The following is a 17846-nucleotide window of genomic DNA, read 5'->3' as shown; positions in this document are numbered from 1 at the left end:
ATAAACTCTATAGATGAAGTAGACAAATAAAGAAACCAATTACTGGAAATACAACTAAACTTGCAGAAACTTGCCAAGCTTCTAAGAAAATCCTTCCCCAACCAGAATATTCGCAGTTAAAGACACAAAGGAAAAATCAACTCAAGTTCTACTTTCCTGCCCAGTGAAGTAATGCATAGCACCCTTCAACATACAAGCCCCTGCGGCAGGGCGGCACGAAGGCCTACGTGAGGCCGAGGCACGACCTGCCGCACGCAAGAACATCACCAGCAGCAACGGCCAACGCTCCCTATGCAACAGAAGGCTTTTAACAGGTTGTACCTAACTGAAGCCTCACTGTTCGAGCGTCAGCGAGTTTGAGGCTTCTTGATTCTTTTGGTTAGGTTGAACAGCAAGGATCAACCTGACAAACGCCCACAGAGCGCATCTGCAGCCCTGAGGCTTGGCAAAAAGGAAGTAGAGAGCAAAAGCGGATAGCTAATCTGAGAGGTAGTTGAAGTCGTTGGTGAGAACACCAACGACGGCAGAGACACTAACACCGGCGAGACAGCAAGCAACATCGGCAGATGTCCATTCAAAAATAAACAAGATAAACACCAGAAGTCATCCCCCTACCCCCTTCAAAGGGGGACACTGCACTTTGGAAGCGTTTTTCAGAAAGGGAGCCTGAAAGAGGAGGAGAAGTATTTCAGTTCAAAGAGAAAAACCAGAAGCTGAACAGGCTGCAAACGAAACTGCCGTTTCGGGGCTGTTTTCAAAAAACAGTCCCGAAACGGCAGACAGCTCTGATTTATTAAAACCGCTTTAAATCTGATTGGCTTCTTTCTCCACTACCAAGGCGGTGACTTTGGAGAAATCGGCGAGGTAGGTGGTATCCAGAATATCGCAGGTGGCATCCCGCACGCGTTTCATGAGCAGGCGGATCTCGCAGGTGGCCTCGTCCACGCATTCTTCGCATTTGCGGTAATACAGGTGGCTTACGCAGTGCACGGGGGCCAGGGGACCGTCTACCATCCGGATGACGTTGCCCACCGAGATCTGGGCCGGGTCTTTCACCAGCGTGTAGCCGCCGTTCTTGCCTCGGGTGCTCTGCACAATCTGCTGCACCTTTAAATCCACCAGAATGGCTTCCAGGAACTTGCGCGGAATGCGCTCTGCGGCGGCAATCTCAGAGATCAGCACCAGACCACGGTCATGCTGCTTCGCCAAATAAAGAAGTGCTTTGAGGGCGTACTTGGCCTTTTTTGAAATCATATGTTAGAGAAAACGCGTTATTTAAACCGCCTTCACCTTGAACTTCTTCTGCAGCTCCTGAATGGAAGCCTTGAATTTTTTATCGGTATCGATGAGGTCTGAAACCGTCTGCACCGAGTGAATCACCGTTGAATGGTCGCGGCCCCCAAAATGGTACCCGATGGACTTGAGCGAGTGGCTGGTGTACTCCTTCGCGAAGTACATGGCCACCTGGCGCGCCGTCACAATCTCTTTCTTGCGGGTCTTGGCTTTGAGTGAATCTAAACTCACCTGGAAGTACTCGGCCACGGTTTTCTGGATAAAGTCCAGGTTCACCTCAGTCTCCACATCTTCAATGATGTGTTTCAGGGCCGCTTTCGCCAATTCCAGGTCAATCTCTTTGCGGTTCAAGGAGGACTGTGCAATTAACGAAATTAACACCCCTTCCAGTTCCCGCACGTTGGTATCCACGCTGTAGGCCAGGTACTCAATCACGTTATCGGGGATGTGAATGCCGTCTGACTGCATCTTTTTGTAGATGATGGCCATGCGGGTCTCAAAGTCTGGGCTCTGCAAATCGGCGGTCAAACCCCACTTGAAGCGGGACAACAGCCGCTCTTCCAGGCCTTTCAAATCTCGCGGCGGACAGTCTGAGGTCATCACAATCTGCTTGCCGCTTTGGTGCAGGTGGTTGAAGATGTGGAAGAACATCTCCTGGGTCTTCTCCTTACCGCTCAGGAACTGCACATCGTCAATGATGAGGATGTCCACCAGCAGGTAGAAGTTGGCGAAATCCTGCACGTTGTTCGTTTTCAACGACTCAATGAACTGGTTCACGAACTTCTCTGACGACACGTACAGGACGAACTTGTCTGGGTTGTTGCTCTTGATGTGGTTGCCAATGGCCTGCACCAGGTGGGTTTTACCCAAACCTACGCCGCCATACACCATCAAGGGGTTGAAAGACGTGGTACCGGGTTTGTTGGCCACCGCGTAACCCGCCGAGCGCGCCAGACGGTTGCAGTCGCCCTCAATGTAGTTCTCAAAAGTATAGCTCTGGTTCAGCTGCGAGTTGAAGAAGTGCCGGTCAATGGCTTTCGACTCAAACGGGTTCTTCAGGAAACTCTGCTCCGGGCGGTACGAGTTGGCTACCGCCGTAGGAACCTTTTTAGTGGGAATGTTAACCGTTTGCGGTTTGCTGTGGTCATTGCCCTGGTCTACAATGATGGAGTACTCCAGGCGGCCTTCGCTGCCCAGTTCCTGGAACACTACTTTCTTGAGCAGACCCACATAGTGCTCCTCCAGCCACTCGTAGAAGAACTGGCTGGGCACCTGTATTGTGAGTACGTTTCCGGCCAAAGACAAGGGCACGATCGGCTCGAACCACGTTTTGTAGCTCTGCTCGCCTATGTTGTCTTTGATAACCTGTAAACAGTTATGCCAGACGGTTGTACAGTCTTTTACCATTAACATCGCTTCTTCCAATCCCGCTTTTGTTGAGTGACGAATTTTTCAGGGGGGTACAAAAATGGAAAAAAACTTGAGAGAAAAAAACTTGAAGATTACGAAATTATAACACGGTCATTCAAAGGGAGCACAGAAGCCGTTGTAGCCGTTTTTGCCTTGTTTTTCCGATGGAAGGTAAAATCTATGCGGCCCAGGTTGATGCCCGACCAGCCCACCTGGTTCACCAGCGTCACGTGCCCGTCTGCGTGGGTGACTTTCTCCGGCTCGTCCAGGAACGTGTGGGTGTGCCCGCCAATGATCAGGTCGATGCCGCTTACTTGCCGGGCCAGCTTACGGTCATCAATCTTGTCGTACTCATACGAGTAGCCGAGGTGTGACAGGCAGATCACCAGGTCTACCTTCTCTTTTTCCCGCAGCGTCTGCACCATGTTCTGGGCCGTGGCCACCGGGTCTAAGTATTTGGTACCGGCATAGTGATTATCGGCTACCAAACCGGCCAACTGAATCCCTAACCCGAATACGCCCACGCGCACGCCTTCCTTCACGAAGACTTTGTAGGGTTTGAACCGATCTTTGAGGATAGTGTCTGTAAAATCATAATTGGCGATGAGGAACGGAAAACCGGCGTGCGGCAGCTGCTTCTGCAGCCCTTCCAGTCCGTTGTCAAAGTCGTGGTTGCCCAGCGTGGCGGCGTCATAGCCCATCTGGGTCATGAGCTTGTACTCCAGCTCGCCCCCGAAAAAGTTGAAATAGGGCGTTCCCTGCCAGATATCGCCGGCGTCCAGCAGCAGCACGTTGGGCTCCTGCGCCCTGATCTGCTTCACCAGCGTAGCCCTACGGGCCATGCCGCCCATACCGCCGTTCTTGCGCCCATCATTGGGGAACGGGTCAATGCGGGAGTGCATGTCATTGGTGTGTAAGATGGTGAGTTTGATGGGAGCAGCAGCCGCATTCCCCAAACTCGGCAGCCCCAACACCGCCAGACCAGCCGTTCCGGCCACCGTGTTCTTTATAAAATCGCGACGATTCATCTTTTTCAATTTGAAGATTCGGGAATTTGAAGATGTGAAAATGAGAAGATGTGGGAATCTGAAGATGAGAAGATGTGCAAATGATTTTTCATCTCCACATTATCACATTTCCAAATCTCCTCATTATCTAATCTCCTCATCTAATTAACCACTTTCACGCGGCCGTCTTTTTGGGAGACCACGGGTTTGCCCTGGGCGGTGAGTTGCTTTATTTCGTTCAGGATGGCGTCTCGGGCCAGCAGACCGGTTTGCTCCGTTTTGAGGGCCTTTTTCAGGAAACCCATGTTATCGCCGCCGTTGGCCAGGTAGTCTGAGATGGCCAGGGTGTAGGTTTTGTTCGCATCGAAGGGCTTCCCTCCAATGAAAATACTCTCGGCTTTGCCGTTGCGCAGGGTGTAGGAAGCGTTGGCCACGAACAGGATCTTGGTGCGGGCGGCGAAGTCAAACAACTCCTGCACGGTCTCGCCGGAGAGGGTGAGCACCATCATCTCGTTTTCAAAGGGCATCATCTCAAACACATCGCCCACCGTCACCGGGCCTTTGTCCAGCGGGTTGCGCAGGCCGCCGTTGGTCATGCCGCCCATGTCAATGGGTTTGCCGTACACGGTCATGGTTTGGGTACGGCTCAGGTCGGCCACGAAATTCCCGAGGGGAGATTCAATCTGGCCCCGGTCAATGGCTTCGGGCGCCTGCCCGATGACCTCGTTCATGGTCTGGTCTACCCGCGTGCGGTACGGCGTGATGGTGCTCTCGGCGGTGGGGTCAGCGGTGAGCTGCGTATTCACCGGGATGTCAGTGGTGGAGAGGCTGGCCGAGGGGACCAGTTCCTTTTGGCAGCCCACCAGCGCCAGGGCAATTCCCAGACTGAGGGACAACGGGCGGGTGCGCAGGTATGAAAATAAAGACATGTTTAAATACTGATTTTAGCAAAGGTACGGGGGCCAGTCTAAAAAATCTAACGGCGTTTTTGGGTTAGTTTTGGCATTTAAGGGCAAAAACGGTTCCAGAAACTACCTACACAGGCCAAGCGCCCACCCTTTAACCACTTGACTTTTAATCTGTTTATCTCTATACTTGTTTCTCTTCTCTTTACAAGCTTTATGGAATAGGTTAACCCACAGAGATCAACTATGCTCCCATTCATCAGGCTTCCTCATCACCTAAACAGATACCCGCAGCCCCAGCAGTTACAGCAACTCTGCCCTGCCTACTGTCCTGATGACAAACAAGATGGCAGCCGCTTGCTGGCTGTAAAAAGGGCTCTCACTGCGCGTAATACGCGGTTTCAGTACTTCACGCAACAACGAGTCACGGCCTTACCGCCCCGTGCAACTGTTCTTCCGGTGGCGCGTACTACACATCCTCCGGGGTCCTGTTAATCTCTCCAAGATACCCTGTACAGTAGACAAACAAATGTTCGTTATGGCTGTTCCACTACTTCCTCCCCTACACGGCGAGGCTTGGATAATCACCTATTGTAACCCCCAACATCATCCAAAACCATCACTACCATGAACACCTCCTATTTACAGTACAGTAAATTCATTCTTTTAAAAGTTAGTTTTGACGTTGTGCTGTTTGAAAAAGAGTTCCGGAAATGCTTGCGCCTGCTGCTCACCCACGAAATCAGGGAACTAAAGCGCTGGTGCCGGGCCACCTTCCCTAAACGATTCAGAGGTATTATGGGCCGTTGCTTCCGGTATTTCTGGCGGAACCGCGCTGCTGCCGGTGCTTCACCTAAAACCATAGCCTAACACAACAACCTGGTTATAATCGTAAATGCATCCCCGTTTCTTCCCTCCCTGAGAGCAGAAACGGGGATGCTGCTTTCAGGCCCTTTTCCAGAAAACAGCCCCAAAACAGAAGTTGGCACCCAGTGAGGCGATCATTCCCCAAGGCACTGCATTTTCTCCTTGAGGTAGACCATTCCCGGTTTTGCCGTATCTTGCAGAACCCAAACCCAGGCATTCCATGGAAACCGAAAATAAACTACCTGCTTACCCCAACGTTCCGCTCGCCACCCAGGTCCTGCTGGTGCGCCCGGCGCACTTTGGCTCCAATTCCGAGACGGCCGCCACCAACGGCTTCCAGCAGGAGGTTCCGGCGGGCACCGAGGCCAAAGTACAGCAAAAAGCACTGGATGAATTCAACCAGTTTCTGCTGAAACTGTGGGCCGCCCGCATAGACGCCGTGGTGCTGGACGATGTGGAAGACCCCATCACCCCCGATGCCGTTTTCCCCAACAACTGGATTTCCTTTCACAAAGGCGGCAAAGTGGTGCTGTACCCCATGCTCTCCCCCACCCGTCGCCTGGAGCGTCACCCAGCTTTGTTGACCCAGCTGCAGGAAGAGCACGGCCTGGAGTTCAAGGAAGTCATCGACCTCACCCACTTTGAGAACGAGGGGAAATTTCTGGAGGGTACCGGCAGCCTGGTGTTGGACCGGCAGCACAAGATCGCGTACGCCTGCCTCTCGGAGCGCACCCACCTGGAGCCGCTTCAAGTGTTCTGCGAGAAACTGGGTTTCCGGCCGGTGGTGTTTCATGCTTATGACGGCAACGACTTGCCCATTTACCACACCAACGTGATCCTGAGCATCGGCACCGATTTCGCGCTGGTGTGCCTGGAAGCCATCCCCGACGATGAGGAACAAGGCCTGTTGCTGGAAGCGCTGGTAGACACGGGCAAAGAGATATTCGACTTGTCGCTGGCCCAGGTGAAGAAGATGGCCGGCAACATGCTGCAGGTGCGCAACAAAGCCGGCGAACCGGTATTGGTGATGTCAGACAAAGCCTACAAAGCCCTGCGCAAAGACCAGTACGAAGACCTCAACCGCCGCACCAAGATGGTCCGCTCTGATCTGCGCACCATTGAGGCCCACGGCGGCGGAAGCGCCCGCTGCATGCTGGCGGAGATTTTCGTGTAATGGTTGGTTAGGATCGCAATAATTCCCCCGAACGCCGGCGCGAGACTCTGAAGTAAGGTCACAACTCCGTTAACCGCTCTTTCCCCCGCCTTTTGGGCACCCATCCTAAATTAAGAGGGGTGCCCAAAGGGCGTTGCCAGCGCTATACCGCTTACTCACAAGACCTCGTAGCGTCTGAAAGACCTGCGAGCGTCTGCGCCGATTGCCTTCCCTTTACACCATTTTACAGATTCAGGATAACCTGCCGCAGCTTCTGGGCATCTTGGGTAGCATTTCCGCCGATGGTGTTGTTGAAGAAGCACCACACCGTTTTCTCGTCCAGAAGCCAATCCTGAGCCATGTAGGCAAACCGCTCCAGTTCCTCCTCGGGGTAAGCGCCCCGGTACAGTTGCTCGTGGCCGTGCAGGCGCATGTACACCGTATCAGTAGTGGCGGTGGCCAGGGCGGGCCATTTCTTCCCGGCACTGATTACCACCAATGATATTTCGAATTCCTCCAGCAGCTCCAAAACCTCTTCGGTGTGCCAGGAGGCGTGCCGAACCTCCAGGGCGAACACGGTAGTGGGGTACAGGTTGCGCAACAGGGTGAAGAAATGCTTCGCGATGAGCTCGTTGTAATGAAACGAACCCGGCAACTGCACCAGAACCGGCCCCAGCCGTTCACCCATTAGCAGGAAACGGTCCATCCACTTGCGCAGGGGTTCCTCAATGTTCTGGAGCCGGCTCTCGTGGGTGATGGACCGGTGCAGCTTGGGCGCGAATTTGAAGTGCGCGGGTGTGGTTTCAAGCCATTTCAGGATGGTCTTCTCCATGGTGAAATGATAGAAACTGCTGTTGACCTCGGTGCAGTTGAAGTGCTGGGCGTAAAAAGGCAGCATCTCCGCTGATTTAATATCCTCGGGGTAAAAGATGCCTTTCCATGCGTAGCTGTAGCCCGAGGTGCCGATGTATAAGGTGTTTTCTGCAATGTCCATGCTGCATACAGACGCAGAATTGGGCCGCGGGTTATCTTCGTTGCTCGCCTCTTTTCAGAAAACGCCCTCAAAACGGCCTTAAGGTAACTGGCGGCCAGTGCCCTCGTCCCCAATGCAGCTTTGGCTCGCCGCTACTCCCCTTTTTTGGCGACATCGGCATAAAAAGCACCTTTGATCGGCTTAGCCACTGTTTGAATGGCTTCTTCGGCGCACATCGCTCTGGATTCTTCCAGTTTGGGATTATTTTCCCGGAAACAGCCCCGAAACGCTCATCAGAATCCCCCGGCAGCCGTAGAACAGTTCGGGCAAAAAGCTATCTTTACCACACATTTGCCTGCTCTTTCTATGACGAACACGACCTCCTCTGAGGCTTTATTCCCTCAGTTCGGACCGGTAACGGCCGAGCAATGGGCCGCCAAAATAAAACAAGACCTGAAAGGCACCGATCCCGCTGACCTGCACTGGCAGAGTTACGAGGGCATTGACGTGGCCCCTTTTTATACCCGCGAGCACCTCCCGCAGCATGCCGCCTACCAGACGCTGCCGGGGCAGTTCCCGTACGTGCGCTCCACCAAAACCGACACCAATAGCTGGCTGAACCTGCAACCCGTTCAGGCGGAGGGCAAAGGCCGCGCGGCGGTGGACAAAGCCCTGGATGCCCTCTCCCGCGGGGCCGACGGTATCCATTTCATCATTGAGAACGGCTATGATTTTGACGCCGATTACCTTATTCAGGAGATCGATTTAACTAAGACGCCGGTTTCCTACACCGTTTCCACCGAAGCCGCCAACTTTCTCCACCACCTGCTTACCGGTCTGTACCGGAAACAAATCAGCGTGGATCAGCTGCAGGGTTTCCTGAAGTGCGCGCCCATTCTCTCTTCAGAGAGTTACCGGCAACTGGACATGGAGCACGCCCTGCACCTGCTGGAGCAAACCATGGACGCCCCCAACTTCTACGCGCTCACCATCAACGGCGCGCATTTCAGCAACAAAGGCGCTACGTTGGTGCAGGAAATCGCCATTACGCTGGCCATTGCGGTGTGCTACACCAACGGCCTCAGCAGCCAGATTGTGCCGGTGGAACGCCTCTTCCAGAACATGCAGTTTCACCTGACGGCGGGCACCAACTATTTTTTCGAGATCGCTAAGTTTCGGGCGGTGCGGCTGCTGTGGGCCAAGATTGTGGAAGCCTTCGGGGCACCCAAAAAGGCGGCCGGGGCCCTGCGCATCCATGCCTCCACCTCCCGTTGGCACCAGACCACGCTGGACCCGCACACCAACCTACTGCGCCACACCACCCAGATGATGAGCGCCATTCTGGGCGGGGTTGACTCTGTGGAAGTGGAGCCGTTTGACAGTACTTTCCGGGAGGGCAATGCGTTCAGTGAGCGCCTGGCCCGTAACATTCCCATCATCCTGCGCGAGGAAGCGTACCTGCACCAGGCCATTGACCCGGCGGCGGGCTCCTATTACCTGGAGTACCTCACCCAGGAGATCGCCGGGAAAGCCTGGGCTTTGTTCCAGGACATCGAGGCGCAGGGCGGCTTTATTCCAGCCTCCAACGCGGGTTTCATCCAGGACCTAATCAAGGAAACCACCAACCAGAAGTTCAAGGACATCGCCAGCGGCAAAGAGGTACTGGTGGGCACCAACAAGTTCCCCAACACCAACGAGCAGCAGGACTATGATCCCGAGAAGCTGATTCAGAGCAAACACTTTGACAACACCCGCGCGGCGTACTCCTACGAAGTGATGCGCCTGGCCACTGAGCTGCATTTCCGGAAGAAGAAACGGCGGCCGCACGCTCTGGTGGTGCACATGGGCAACGCCCTGCAGGAAAACATCCACGCCTCGTTTGCCCGGGAGTTTTTCACCTGCTCCGGCTTCACCACGCAGGTCCTGAAGTTTGACAACGTCTCGGCGGCGCTGCAGGGCGTGAAGGACCTGGACGTGCAGGTGATTGTCATGGCCGCTCCGGAAAAGGCTTTCCATGATTTTGCCGAGGCTTTCGCCAAGGGCATGCGCTCCCAGCAGAAACAAGGCCCCGCGCTGATTTTAGCCGATGATCCCCTACACCTGAAAGACGAGCTCCGCGCCCACGGCTTCGACGAGTTCCTTTTCCAGGGCTGTGACACCAAAGAAATCATCACCCGCATCCAGGAACGACTGGGGGCATAAGCGCACGTAGTGCGCTAGTTCTGAGTCGCGAGTTCTGAGTCTAGAATTGTAAATAGTTCTTTTCGGTTTTGAGCCTGTTTTGGGGAAACAGGCCCAAAACGGACGAAGCCGCCTCCCTCCCGCTGATCCTCCTGCAAGGGTCTGGTAGGCGATGTAGATAGGCAGAACCAATAAAACAACGTGTAATAAACGTTGGCATTGATCCGGAAAAGAATGGATCAACACGTAATTGGACTTCTTGTAAATAGCCAACTGAGTTACAGGTCGCCCACAAGGTCCTTTCAGGATGACAAAAAGTGGGCAGGACCGGTTTACATAGTAAGCACAAGATCAAGTACTATGTTCCTTAGAGGAGAATAAGGAATAGAAACCAGATGTAGAGCAGGAAAATGTCTTGTGTCTTACGTCTTACGTCTTACGTCTAAAAATATGAAACCAGATTTCACCAAGATACCATTCACGTTTTCGGGGCCTTTTTCTGAAAAGAAGCCTAAAACAACACCTAAGCCCTGGAAGACCGCCGAGCGCCTGCCGCTGCAGAACTTCTATACCAAAGAAGACACGGCTGCCTTTGAGCACCTGGAATTCGCTGCCGGCCTGCCGCCTTACTTGCGCGGGCCGTACAGCACCATGTACGTGAAAAACCCCTGGACCATTAGGCAGTACGCCGGCTTCAGCACCGCCGAGGCCTCCAACGCGTTCTACCGCCGCAACCTGGCCGCCGGGCAGAAAGGTCTCTCCGTGGCCTTTGACTTGGCCACGCACCGGGGCTATGACTCAGACCATCCGCGGGTGGTGGGTGACGTGGGCAAGGCGGGCGTGGCCATTGACTCCATCCTGGACATGAAGATTCTGTTCGATCAGATTCCGTTGGACCAGATGAGCGTGTCCATGACCATGAACGGGGCCGTGTTGCCCATTCTGGCGTTCTACATTGTGGCCGCCGAGGAACAGGGCGTGAAACCCGAGCAGCTGAGCGGCACCATCCAGAACGATATTCTGAAAGAATTCATGGTGCGCAACACCTACATCTATCCGCCGGAGCCCAGCATGAAGATCATCGCCGATATCTTCGCGTACACCTCCCGGCACATGCCCAAGTTCAACTCCATCTCCATCTCGGGCTACCACATGCAGGAAGCCGGAGCCACGGCAGATTTGGAGCTGGCTTACACGTTGGCGGATGGCTTGGAATATGTGCGCACCGGCCTGGCCGCGGGCATGGACATTGACACCTTCGCGCCGCGCCTGTCGTTTTTCTGGGCCATCGGGATGAACCACTTCATGGAGATTGCCAAGATGCGCGCCGCCCGAATGCTCTGGGCCAAGCTCATCCAACAGTTCAACCCGAAGAGTGATAAATCCCTGGCCCTGCGTACCCACTGCCAGACCAGCGGCTGGAGCCTCACCGAGCAGGACCCGTTCAACAACGTGGCCCGCACCACCGTGGAAGCTTTGGCGGCCGCCCTGGGCGGAACCCAGAGTTTGCACACCAACGCCCTAGACGAGGCCATCGCCCTGCCCACCGATTTCTCGGCGCGCATTGCCCGCAATACCCAGATTTACCTGCAGCAGGAAACGCACATCACCAAAACCGTGGACCCGTGGGGCGGCTCTTACTACGTGGAGGCTCTCACCCACCAACTCGCGCACCGCGCCTGGGATCTTATTCAGGAAGTGGAACGGTTGGGCGGCATGGCCAAAGCCATCGAAACCGGTCTGCCCAAAATGCGCATAGAAGAGGCCGCCGCCCGTAAGCAAGCCCGCATTGACGCAGGCAAAGACGTGATTGTAGGCGTAAACAAATTCCGTCCGGAGACCGAGGAGCAGTTGGAGATTCTGGACATTGACAACACCGCCGTACGCAAGGCCCAGCTGGCAAGACTGGCGCAGTTACGGGAAAACCGTGATGATGCCGCCGTGTTCGCCGCCATGGACGCGCTCACCAACGCCGCCGAGACCGGAGAGGGCAACCTGCTGGAACTAGCCGTACAGGCCGCCCGCGTGCGCTGCAGCCTAGGCGAGATTTCGTATGCCTTAGAAAAAGTATTCGGCCGTCATAGGGCCACCATCAGATCCATAGCAGGCGTGTACAGTTCAGAGATTTCAGACGATGAGAACTTCGGCAAGGCCCAGGCGCTCGCCGACCAATTTGCCCAACAGGAAGGTCGTCGGCCCCGCATCATGGTCGCTAAGATGGGCCAGGACGGCCACGACCGCGGCTCCAAAGTCATCGCCACTTCCTTCGCAGATTTAGGTTTCGATGTGGACCTCGGACCGCTGTTCCAAACCCCAGAGGAAGTCGCCCTGCAAGCCGCCGAGAACGACGTGCACGTGGTAGGCGTGAGCAGCCTCGCCGCTGGGCATAAAACCCTCATTCCAGCGTTAATCGCTGAGTTGAAAAAGCTGGGCCGCGAAGACATCATGGTCATTGCCGGCGGCGTGATCCCGGCGCAGGACTACCAGTTCCTGTATGACGCGGGTGTATCCGGCGTCTTCGGGCCAGGAACGGTGATTAGCGTAGCTGCGCAGGAGATCCTGGAGAAGTTGCTGAAGGGGTAAAATAAAAGCTATCTTGAAGTTCTAAAGAAGAACAATGGCTATTCCGGATTACCAGACAATCATGCTCCCTCTTCTGAAATTTGCTTCAGATGGCAAAGAACATAAAACAAGAGAAGCAGTTGAGGCACTTGCTACCTATTTCAACCTATCTCAAGAGGATTTAACAGAGCTTTTACCAAGTGGTACCCAACCTACTTTTTCAAACAGAGTAGGTTGGGCAACTACTTATCTCAAAAAGGCAGGTTTATTAGAATCTTCAAAGAAATCTTACTTCAACGTCACTGAAAGAGGCCGGAAAGTTTTAGCTCAAAATCCGCCTTCAATCAATGTAAAGTTTTTAAATCAATTTCCTGAATTTATAGATTTTAAATTAGCTACAAATTCAAACGGTTCCGGCTCAGCACAACAATTACCAATTACTGAATCAACTGCGACTCCAGAAGAAATACTTGAGAACGCCTACCAAGGAATTAGGCAAGAGTTGGTGGAGGAAATCTTAACTAAGATTAAGGCTTTAACTCCTGCCTTCTTTGAGAAACTGGTTGTTCAACTTTTAGTTAAAATGGGTTACGGTGGTTCATTTAGAGAAGCTGGCAAAGCCCTTGGTAAATCTGGAGATGGTGGTATTGACGGAATTATCAAAGAAGACATTCTTGGATTAGATGTCATTTACATCCAAGCCAAGCGCTGGGACAACAACCCGGTAGGTAGACCAGACATACAAAGCTTTGTAGGTGCTCTTGCAGGTCAAGGTGCTAAAAAAGGAGTTTTCATTACTACTTCTAGATTTTCAACAGACGCCATTGCTTATACACCTCGAAATGAAACCAAGATAGTTTTAATTGATGGGCAGCAATTAGCTCAATATATGATTGACTATAATCTGGGAGTTTCAGTATCTAAATCGTATGAAGTGAAGAAGCTTGATCTAGATTTTTTCGAGGAGGAGTAAACAAAAAAGGCGTGAACCTATACACGCCCTTTTGAACCTCTTTTCGCAAAACAGGCCCAAAACCCACTTCTCAAAACTTTCTGCTTTTCTCCCCCCCTCATTAAACCTTCCCAGGGCTTGTTTGTCTAACGCGGGTGCATCCTACACAACGCAACCCTTTACACAACTAACAAGCTTTTACAGCAGCATGAAGAAATTCCTCTTGACGTTGGGGCTGGTTTCCTCCTTTGCCGGAGTTGCCGTCTCCCAAACGCGTCCCACCCAGCCCGCTGATTCCACCAAGCGGGTAGCCGGAGCCGCCGGTATGGCCGGTACAGCCAACCAGAAAGCCAAACCCAAGCCTTACGACCAGGTCATCACCGACAAAGCGCAATCCAAGGCGGGCTTTTTCAAGACCCACAAAGTAGAAGACAAGTACTTCTTTGAATTAGCAGACTCGGTGCTGGGCCGCGAGATTCTGGTGGTGAACCGTATTTCCAAAGCCGGGGCCGATGTGCGTTCCGCCTCGGGGTACGCCGGTGACCAGATCGGGAGCGCCGTGATCATGTTTGAGAAAGGACCGGACGACCGTATTTTCATGCGGAAGATCTCCTACGCCACCTACAGCCCAGACAGCACCAAGTCTATGTACCAGGCGGTGCAGCGCTCCAACATCCAGGCCATTGTGGCCGCCTTCAACGTGGCCGCGTACAGCCCGGGCAACAAAGGCAGCGTGATTGACATCACCGACTACATCAAAGGCGAAAACGAGATATTCTCGTTCAGCTCGGCGGCCGGGAAAACGCGTTTCCGGTTGGGTAACTTCATCCCAGATCGCAGCTACATCCAGAACGTGCGCAGCTTCCCGCAGAACGTGGAGGTGACCACCGTGAAAACCTACGTGCTCACCCCACCCACCACGGGCTTTGGAGCCGCTCCGGCGGGCGCAGCCAACTCTACCCTCAACGGTTCCTCCACCATTGAAGTGAACACCTCCATGGTGGTATTGCCTAAGAAGCCCATGCAGCCGCGTTACTTTGACCCGCGCGTAGGCTATTTCACCGTCGGCTATACGGACTTCGATGCCAACCCCCAGGGGATCAAGGAAATCCAGATGGTGAAACGCTGGAGACTGGAGCCCAAGGACAAAGACCTGGCCAAGTACAAGCGCGGCGAGTTGGTGGAACCCAAAGAGCCCATCGTGTTCTACATTGACCCGGCTACGCCGAAGAAATGGGTACCGTACCTGATTGCGGGCGTGAACGACTGGCAGAAAGCCTTTGAGAAAGCCGGTTTCAAGAACGCCATCATCGGGAAAGAAGCCCCTTCCGCCAAAGAAAACCCCAACTGGAGCCTGGACGATGCCCGTCACTCGGCCATCGTGTATAAGCCTTCCGAGATCCCGAATGCCAGCGGCCCCAGCATCGCGGATCCGCGCAGCGGCGAGATCATGGAAAGCCACATCAACTGGTACCACAACGTAATGAAACTGGTGCATGACTGGTATTTCATCCAGACGGCTGCCATTGACCCGCGCGCCCGCAAAATGGAGTTCTCTGACGAACTCATGGGTGACTTGATCCGCTTTGTGTCTTCGCACGAGGTAGGCCACACCCTGGGTCTGCGCCACAACTACGGCTCTAGCTCAACGGTGCCCGTGGAGAACCTGCGCAACAAGAAATGGGTGGAAGAGCACGGCCACACGCCGTCTATCATGGACTACGCCCGCTTCAACTACGTGGCCCAGCCCGAGGACAACATCTCTCCCAAAGGCATTTACCCCAGAATTGGCGATTATGACCTGTGGGCCATTGAGTGGGGTTACCGCATGCTGCCCAACGCCAAAAGCGCCCAGGCCGAGATTCCAATGCTGAACAAGATGACGGTGGAGAAACTGAAAAACCGCCGCAACTGGTTCGGGACGGAGACCAACCCCGATGATCCGCATTCCCAGAACGAGGACCTGAGCGACAACGCCATGAAAGCCTCTGAGTACGGCATCAAAAACCTGCAGCGCATCCTGGCCAAGTTACCGGAGTGGACCAAAGCCGATAACGAAGGCTATGAAAACCTGGAGACTATGTACGGCCAGTTGACGACCCAGTACAACCGCTACATGGGCCACGTAGCCAAGAACATCGGCGGTATCTATGAGAACCCTAAAACCGTGGAGCAGGAAGGTGCGGTGTACGAGCGTACGCCAGCCGCCACGCAGAAAGAGGCCATGACGTTCCTGGACAAGCAGTTGTTCACCACTCCAACCTGGCTTTTGGCTCCTAACGTGCTCAACAACATCGGTACCAACCCCATGATTGTGGTGTCCCGGAGCCAGCAGACGGTGCTCAACCGCCTCATCAGCAACAGCACGTTGACTAAACTGATCGCCGGCGAAGCCATGGACGGCGCCAAAGCCTACAAGGTCACCGATTTCTTCAATGACATGAACAATTCCATCTTTAAGGAGGTAAAAAACAAACAAGCCATTGATGTGTACCGCCGGAACCTGCAGAAAATCTACGTGGAGCAACTGATTGACCTGGTGAAACCAGCCCCGGCCCCCACCGGCGCGGCCGCGCAGGCTGCCGCGGGCAGAGGCAGCTCCCGCCCTACCATGGACATTCAGCAAAGCGATGTTATTTCCGTGGCCAAAGCGGAGTTACGCAACATCAACAACCTGATCAAGGCCTCGGCGGCAGGGCAGTCAGATTCTCTGAGCAACTACCACCTGCTGGATCTTTCTGACCGGATCAACGAAGCCCTGAACCCGAGAAGCTAACCTTCTCCGGCTTTCCAACGCTAAAAAGCGGCACCCACCCGGTGCCGCTTTTTTCGTTTTAAGAACCTGCCTAGTGGGTTTTGAGGCCGTTTTCAGGAAAAGAGGCGTAAAACGGAGAACAATATTATAGCCTGTTTTTCGCGTTATAGCTACGATTCAAGCAGTGGAACGGTAGCTGAAAGTCGTTCCGGAGAGGGAGCTCCGAGAGTAACCCGTTTACTTCTAGGGCTTTGCTTTCGCTGCAGCGCGGCGCTTGTTTTCATGCAGGCGGAAGGGGAAACCTCCGGCGGGTTTCTGGCCTAATCTTTGAAATTGACAGGCAACATGAATGAGGTATTGAAAATGAAGAACACCCACAGATTTTTCCTGCTGCTTCCTTTTTGGTTTATTTCTTTGGCGGCGGTCGCCCAGAAGGAGGTCACTACCTGGTATTTCGGGAACAATGCCGGTTTGTCCTTCGCGGACCCGGCCAATCCGCAGCCGCTCAAAGACGGCAAGATGTTCTCGGAGGAAGGCTGCGCCGTGCTCTCTGATGCGCTGGGGAATCTCCTGTTTTACACCAACGGCATGCAGGTCTGGAACCGCAACAAGCAGATCATGGCCGGCGGCGATTCCCTGAAGGGCCATGAATCCTCCACCCAATCGGCGGTGATTGTGCCCAAACCCGGCTCGCAGCACCTGTACTATCTTTTCACCACCGATTTCCAGGGCCAGAGCCACGGGCTGCAGTACCATCTCATTGACCTGAGCCGGAACGGCGGCCTAGGCGAAGTGGTCTCCAGAAACAACCTCGTCTTCGCGCCCGTCACCGAGAAACTCACCGCCATCAGACACCGCAACGGCCGCGACTACTGGATCATCACCCACCGCTGGAACAGCTCGGCCTTCTATGCCTATTTGGTCAGCGCCGACGGCATCACCTTCAAACCCGTGGAAAGCCATCTGGGCAGCATTCACTCCGGCGACAACGGCGCCACCATTGGCTACATGAAAGCCTCGCCCAGCGGCGATAAACTAGCCGTGGCCACCTGGGCCGCCGTGAACAAGATTGAGGTCTTCAGTTTCAACAACGAAAACGGGAAACTAGCCATCGCCGTGGATCTGGGGAAGTTTGACGAAGCCTACGGCGTGGAATTCTCGCCCGATGGCACCAAGCTGTACGGGGGCAAAAATGGAATTGCCGGTGGCGAGGCCCGCATCTTCCAGTTCGATCTGGCCGCCGGCAGCCCAGATGCCATCATCCACTCGGGCAAACAAGTGGCCAAAAGTGTCAGCCGCAAGATTGGCGCCCTGCAACTCGGCCCCGATGGCCGCATTTACGTGGCCCGCAACAACAGCAACTGGCTGGGCGTCATCCGGAACCCCAACGGCCTGGGCGAATCCTGCGACTACAAAGACAGCGGCATCAACCTGGGCACCCAGAAAAGCGCCCTGGGCCTCCCCAACTTTCCGGCCTTCTACTTCCAGAACGTACAGCCTTCCACCACTGCGGTGCTGCCTTCTAACTAAGCTTTAAGGCTTCTTCGCATCTATTGTAATTCGCGCATTTATGTCGATACCTGATTGTCCCCCTTTGAAGGGGGTAGGGAGATGATGACGCATGCTGATAAAGGCATTGCAAGGGTTTTGTAGGGGCAATCCCTTGTGGTTGCCCTTGCGCGATAGAATAGCTATTGGCTTTTGAAACTACATGGTCATCCCCCTACCCCCTTCAAAGGGGGACGATATGCGTACTCATCACAGAAGTTTCACTCAGCTCTAGGCGCA

General features: G+C 54.1%; 12 protein-coding genes. 7 read left to right on the top strand and 5 right to left on the bottom strand.

Features of this window, described 5'->3' with window-relative positions; all coding sequences use genetic code 11:
* Nucleotides 1-804: 804 nt before the first annotated feature.
* The 4 genes from H7U12_RS16545 to H7U12_RS16530 all read right to left on the bottom strand — a co-directional run bounded on the left by H7U12_RS16545 (nt 805) and on the right by H7U12_RS16530 (nt 4639).
* Nucleotides 805-1254: an RrF2 family transcriptional regulator gene (locus H7U12_RS16545; RefSeq protein ID WP_186640049.1), complete on the bottom strand. Its 450-nt coding sequence runs from the start codon at nt 1252-1254 to the stop codon at nt 805-807.
* Between the two features lie 21 nt (nt 1255-1275).
* Complete coding sequence (dnaA, locus tag H7U12_RS16540; RefSeq protein WP_186640047.1) at nt 1276-2700, bottom strand: chromosomal replication initiator protein DnaA; 1425 nt, start codon at nt 2698-2700, stop codon at nt 1276-1278.
* Nucleotides 2701-2795: 95 nt separating this feature from the next.
* The gene (locus H7U12_RS16535; RefSeq protein ID WP_186640045.1) at nt 2796-3731 is read right to left on the bottom strand and encodes a bifunctional metallophosphatase/5'-nucleotidase; all 936 of its coding nucleotides are present in this window, start codon (nt 3729-3731) and stop codon (nt 2796-2798) included.
* Between the two features lie 140 nt (nt 3732-3871).
* Nucleotides 3872-4639, bottom strand: a complete 768-nt coding sequence (locus H7U12_RS16530; RefSeq protein WP_186640043.1) for a 5'-nucleotidase C-terminal domain-containing protein — start codon at nt 4637-4639, stop codon at nt 3872-3874.
* 603 nt (nt 4640-5242) lie between these two features.
* Here H7U12_RS16530 and H7U12_RS16525 point away from each other — a divergent pair.
* Both H7U12_RS16525 and ctlX read left to right on the top strand, forming a co-directional pair.
* Nucleotides 5243-5485, top strand: coding sequence for a hypothetical protein (locus H7U12_RS16525; protein ID WP_186640041.1), 243 nt, complete (start codon nt 5243-5245; stop codon nt 5483-5485).
* A gap of 217 nt (nt 5486-5702) precedes the next feature.
* On the top strand, nt 5703-6656 hold the full coding sequence (gene ctlX / locus H7U12_RS16520; RefSeq protein ID WP_186640039.1) for a citrulline utilization hydrolase CtlX: 954 nt from the start codon (nt 5703-5705) through the stop codon (nt 6654-6656).
* Nucleotides 6657-6879: 223 nt separating this feature from the next.
* On the opposite strand, the gene H7U12_RS16515 is transcribed toward ctlX, so the two are convergent.
* Complete coding sequence (locus tag H7U12_RS16515; protein WP_186640037.1) at nt 6880-7629, bottom strand: DUF72 domain-containing protein; 750 nt, start codon at nt 7627-7629, stop codon at nt 6880-6882.
* Nucleotides 7630-7974: 345 nt separating this feature from the next.
* Here H7U12_RS16515 and H7U12_RS16510 point away from each other — a divergent pair, with 345 nt between their 5' ends.
* The 5 genes from H7U12_RS16510 (at nt 7975) to H7U12_RS16490 (ending at nt 17588) form a co-directional block, all read left to right on the top strand.
* Nucleotides 7975-9810, top strand: a complete 1836-nt coding sequence (locus H7U12_RS16510) for a methylmalonyl-CoA mutase family protein (protein WP_186640035.1) — start codon at nt 7975-7977, stop codon at nt 9808-9810.
* A gap of 429 nt (nt 9811-10239) precedes the next feature.
* Nucleotides 10240-12372 (top strand): methylmalonyl-CoA mutase, encoded by a 2133-nt coding sequence (scpA, locus tag H7U12_RS16505; RefSeq protein ID WP_186640033.1) that lies wholly within the window; start codon nt 10240-10242, stop codon nt 12370-12372.
* Between the two features lie 34 nt (nt 12373-12406).
* Nucleotides 12407-13324, top strand: coding sequence for a restriction endonuclease (locus H7U12_RS16500; RefSeq protein WP_186640031.1), 918 nt, complete (start codon nt 12407-12409; stop codon nt 13322-13324).
* A 187-nt stretch (nt 13325-13511) separates the two neighbouring features.
* Complete coding sequence (locus H7U12_RS16495; RefSeq protein ID WP_186640029.1) at nt 13512-16079, top strand: zinc-dependent metalloprotease; 2568 nt, start codon at nt 13512-13514, stop codon at nt 16077-16079.
* Nucleotides 16080-16421: 342 nt separating this feature from the next.
* Nucleotides 16422-17588, top strand: a complete 1167-nt coding sequence (locus H7U12_RS16490) for a YncE family protein (RefSeq protein ID WP_186640027.1) — start codon at nt 16422-16424, stop codon at nt 17586-17588.
* Nucleotides 17589-17846: the final 258 nt, after the last annotated feature.

It is taken from the genome of Rufibacter sediminis (assembly GCF_014269285.1).
GTDB classification, from domain to species: Bacteria; Bacteroidota; Bacteroidia; order Cytophagales; family Hymenobacteraceae; genus Nibribacter; species Nibribacter sediminis.
This window is presented reverse-complemented; position numbering and strand designations above follow the sequence as displayed.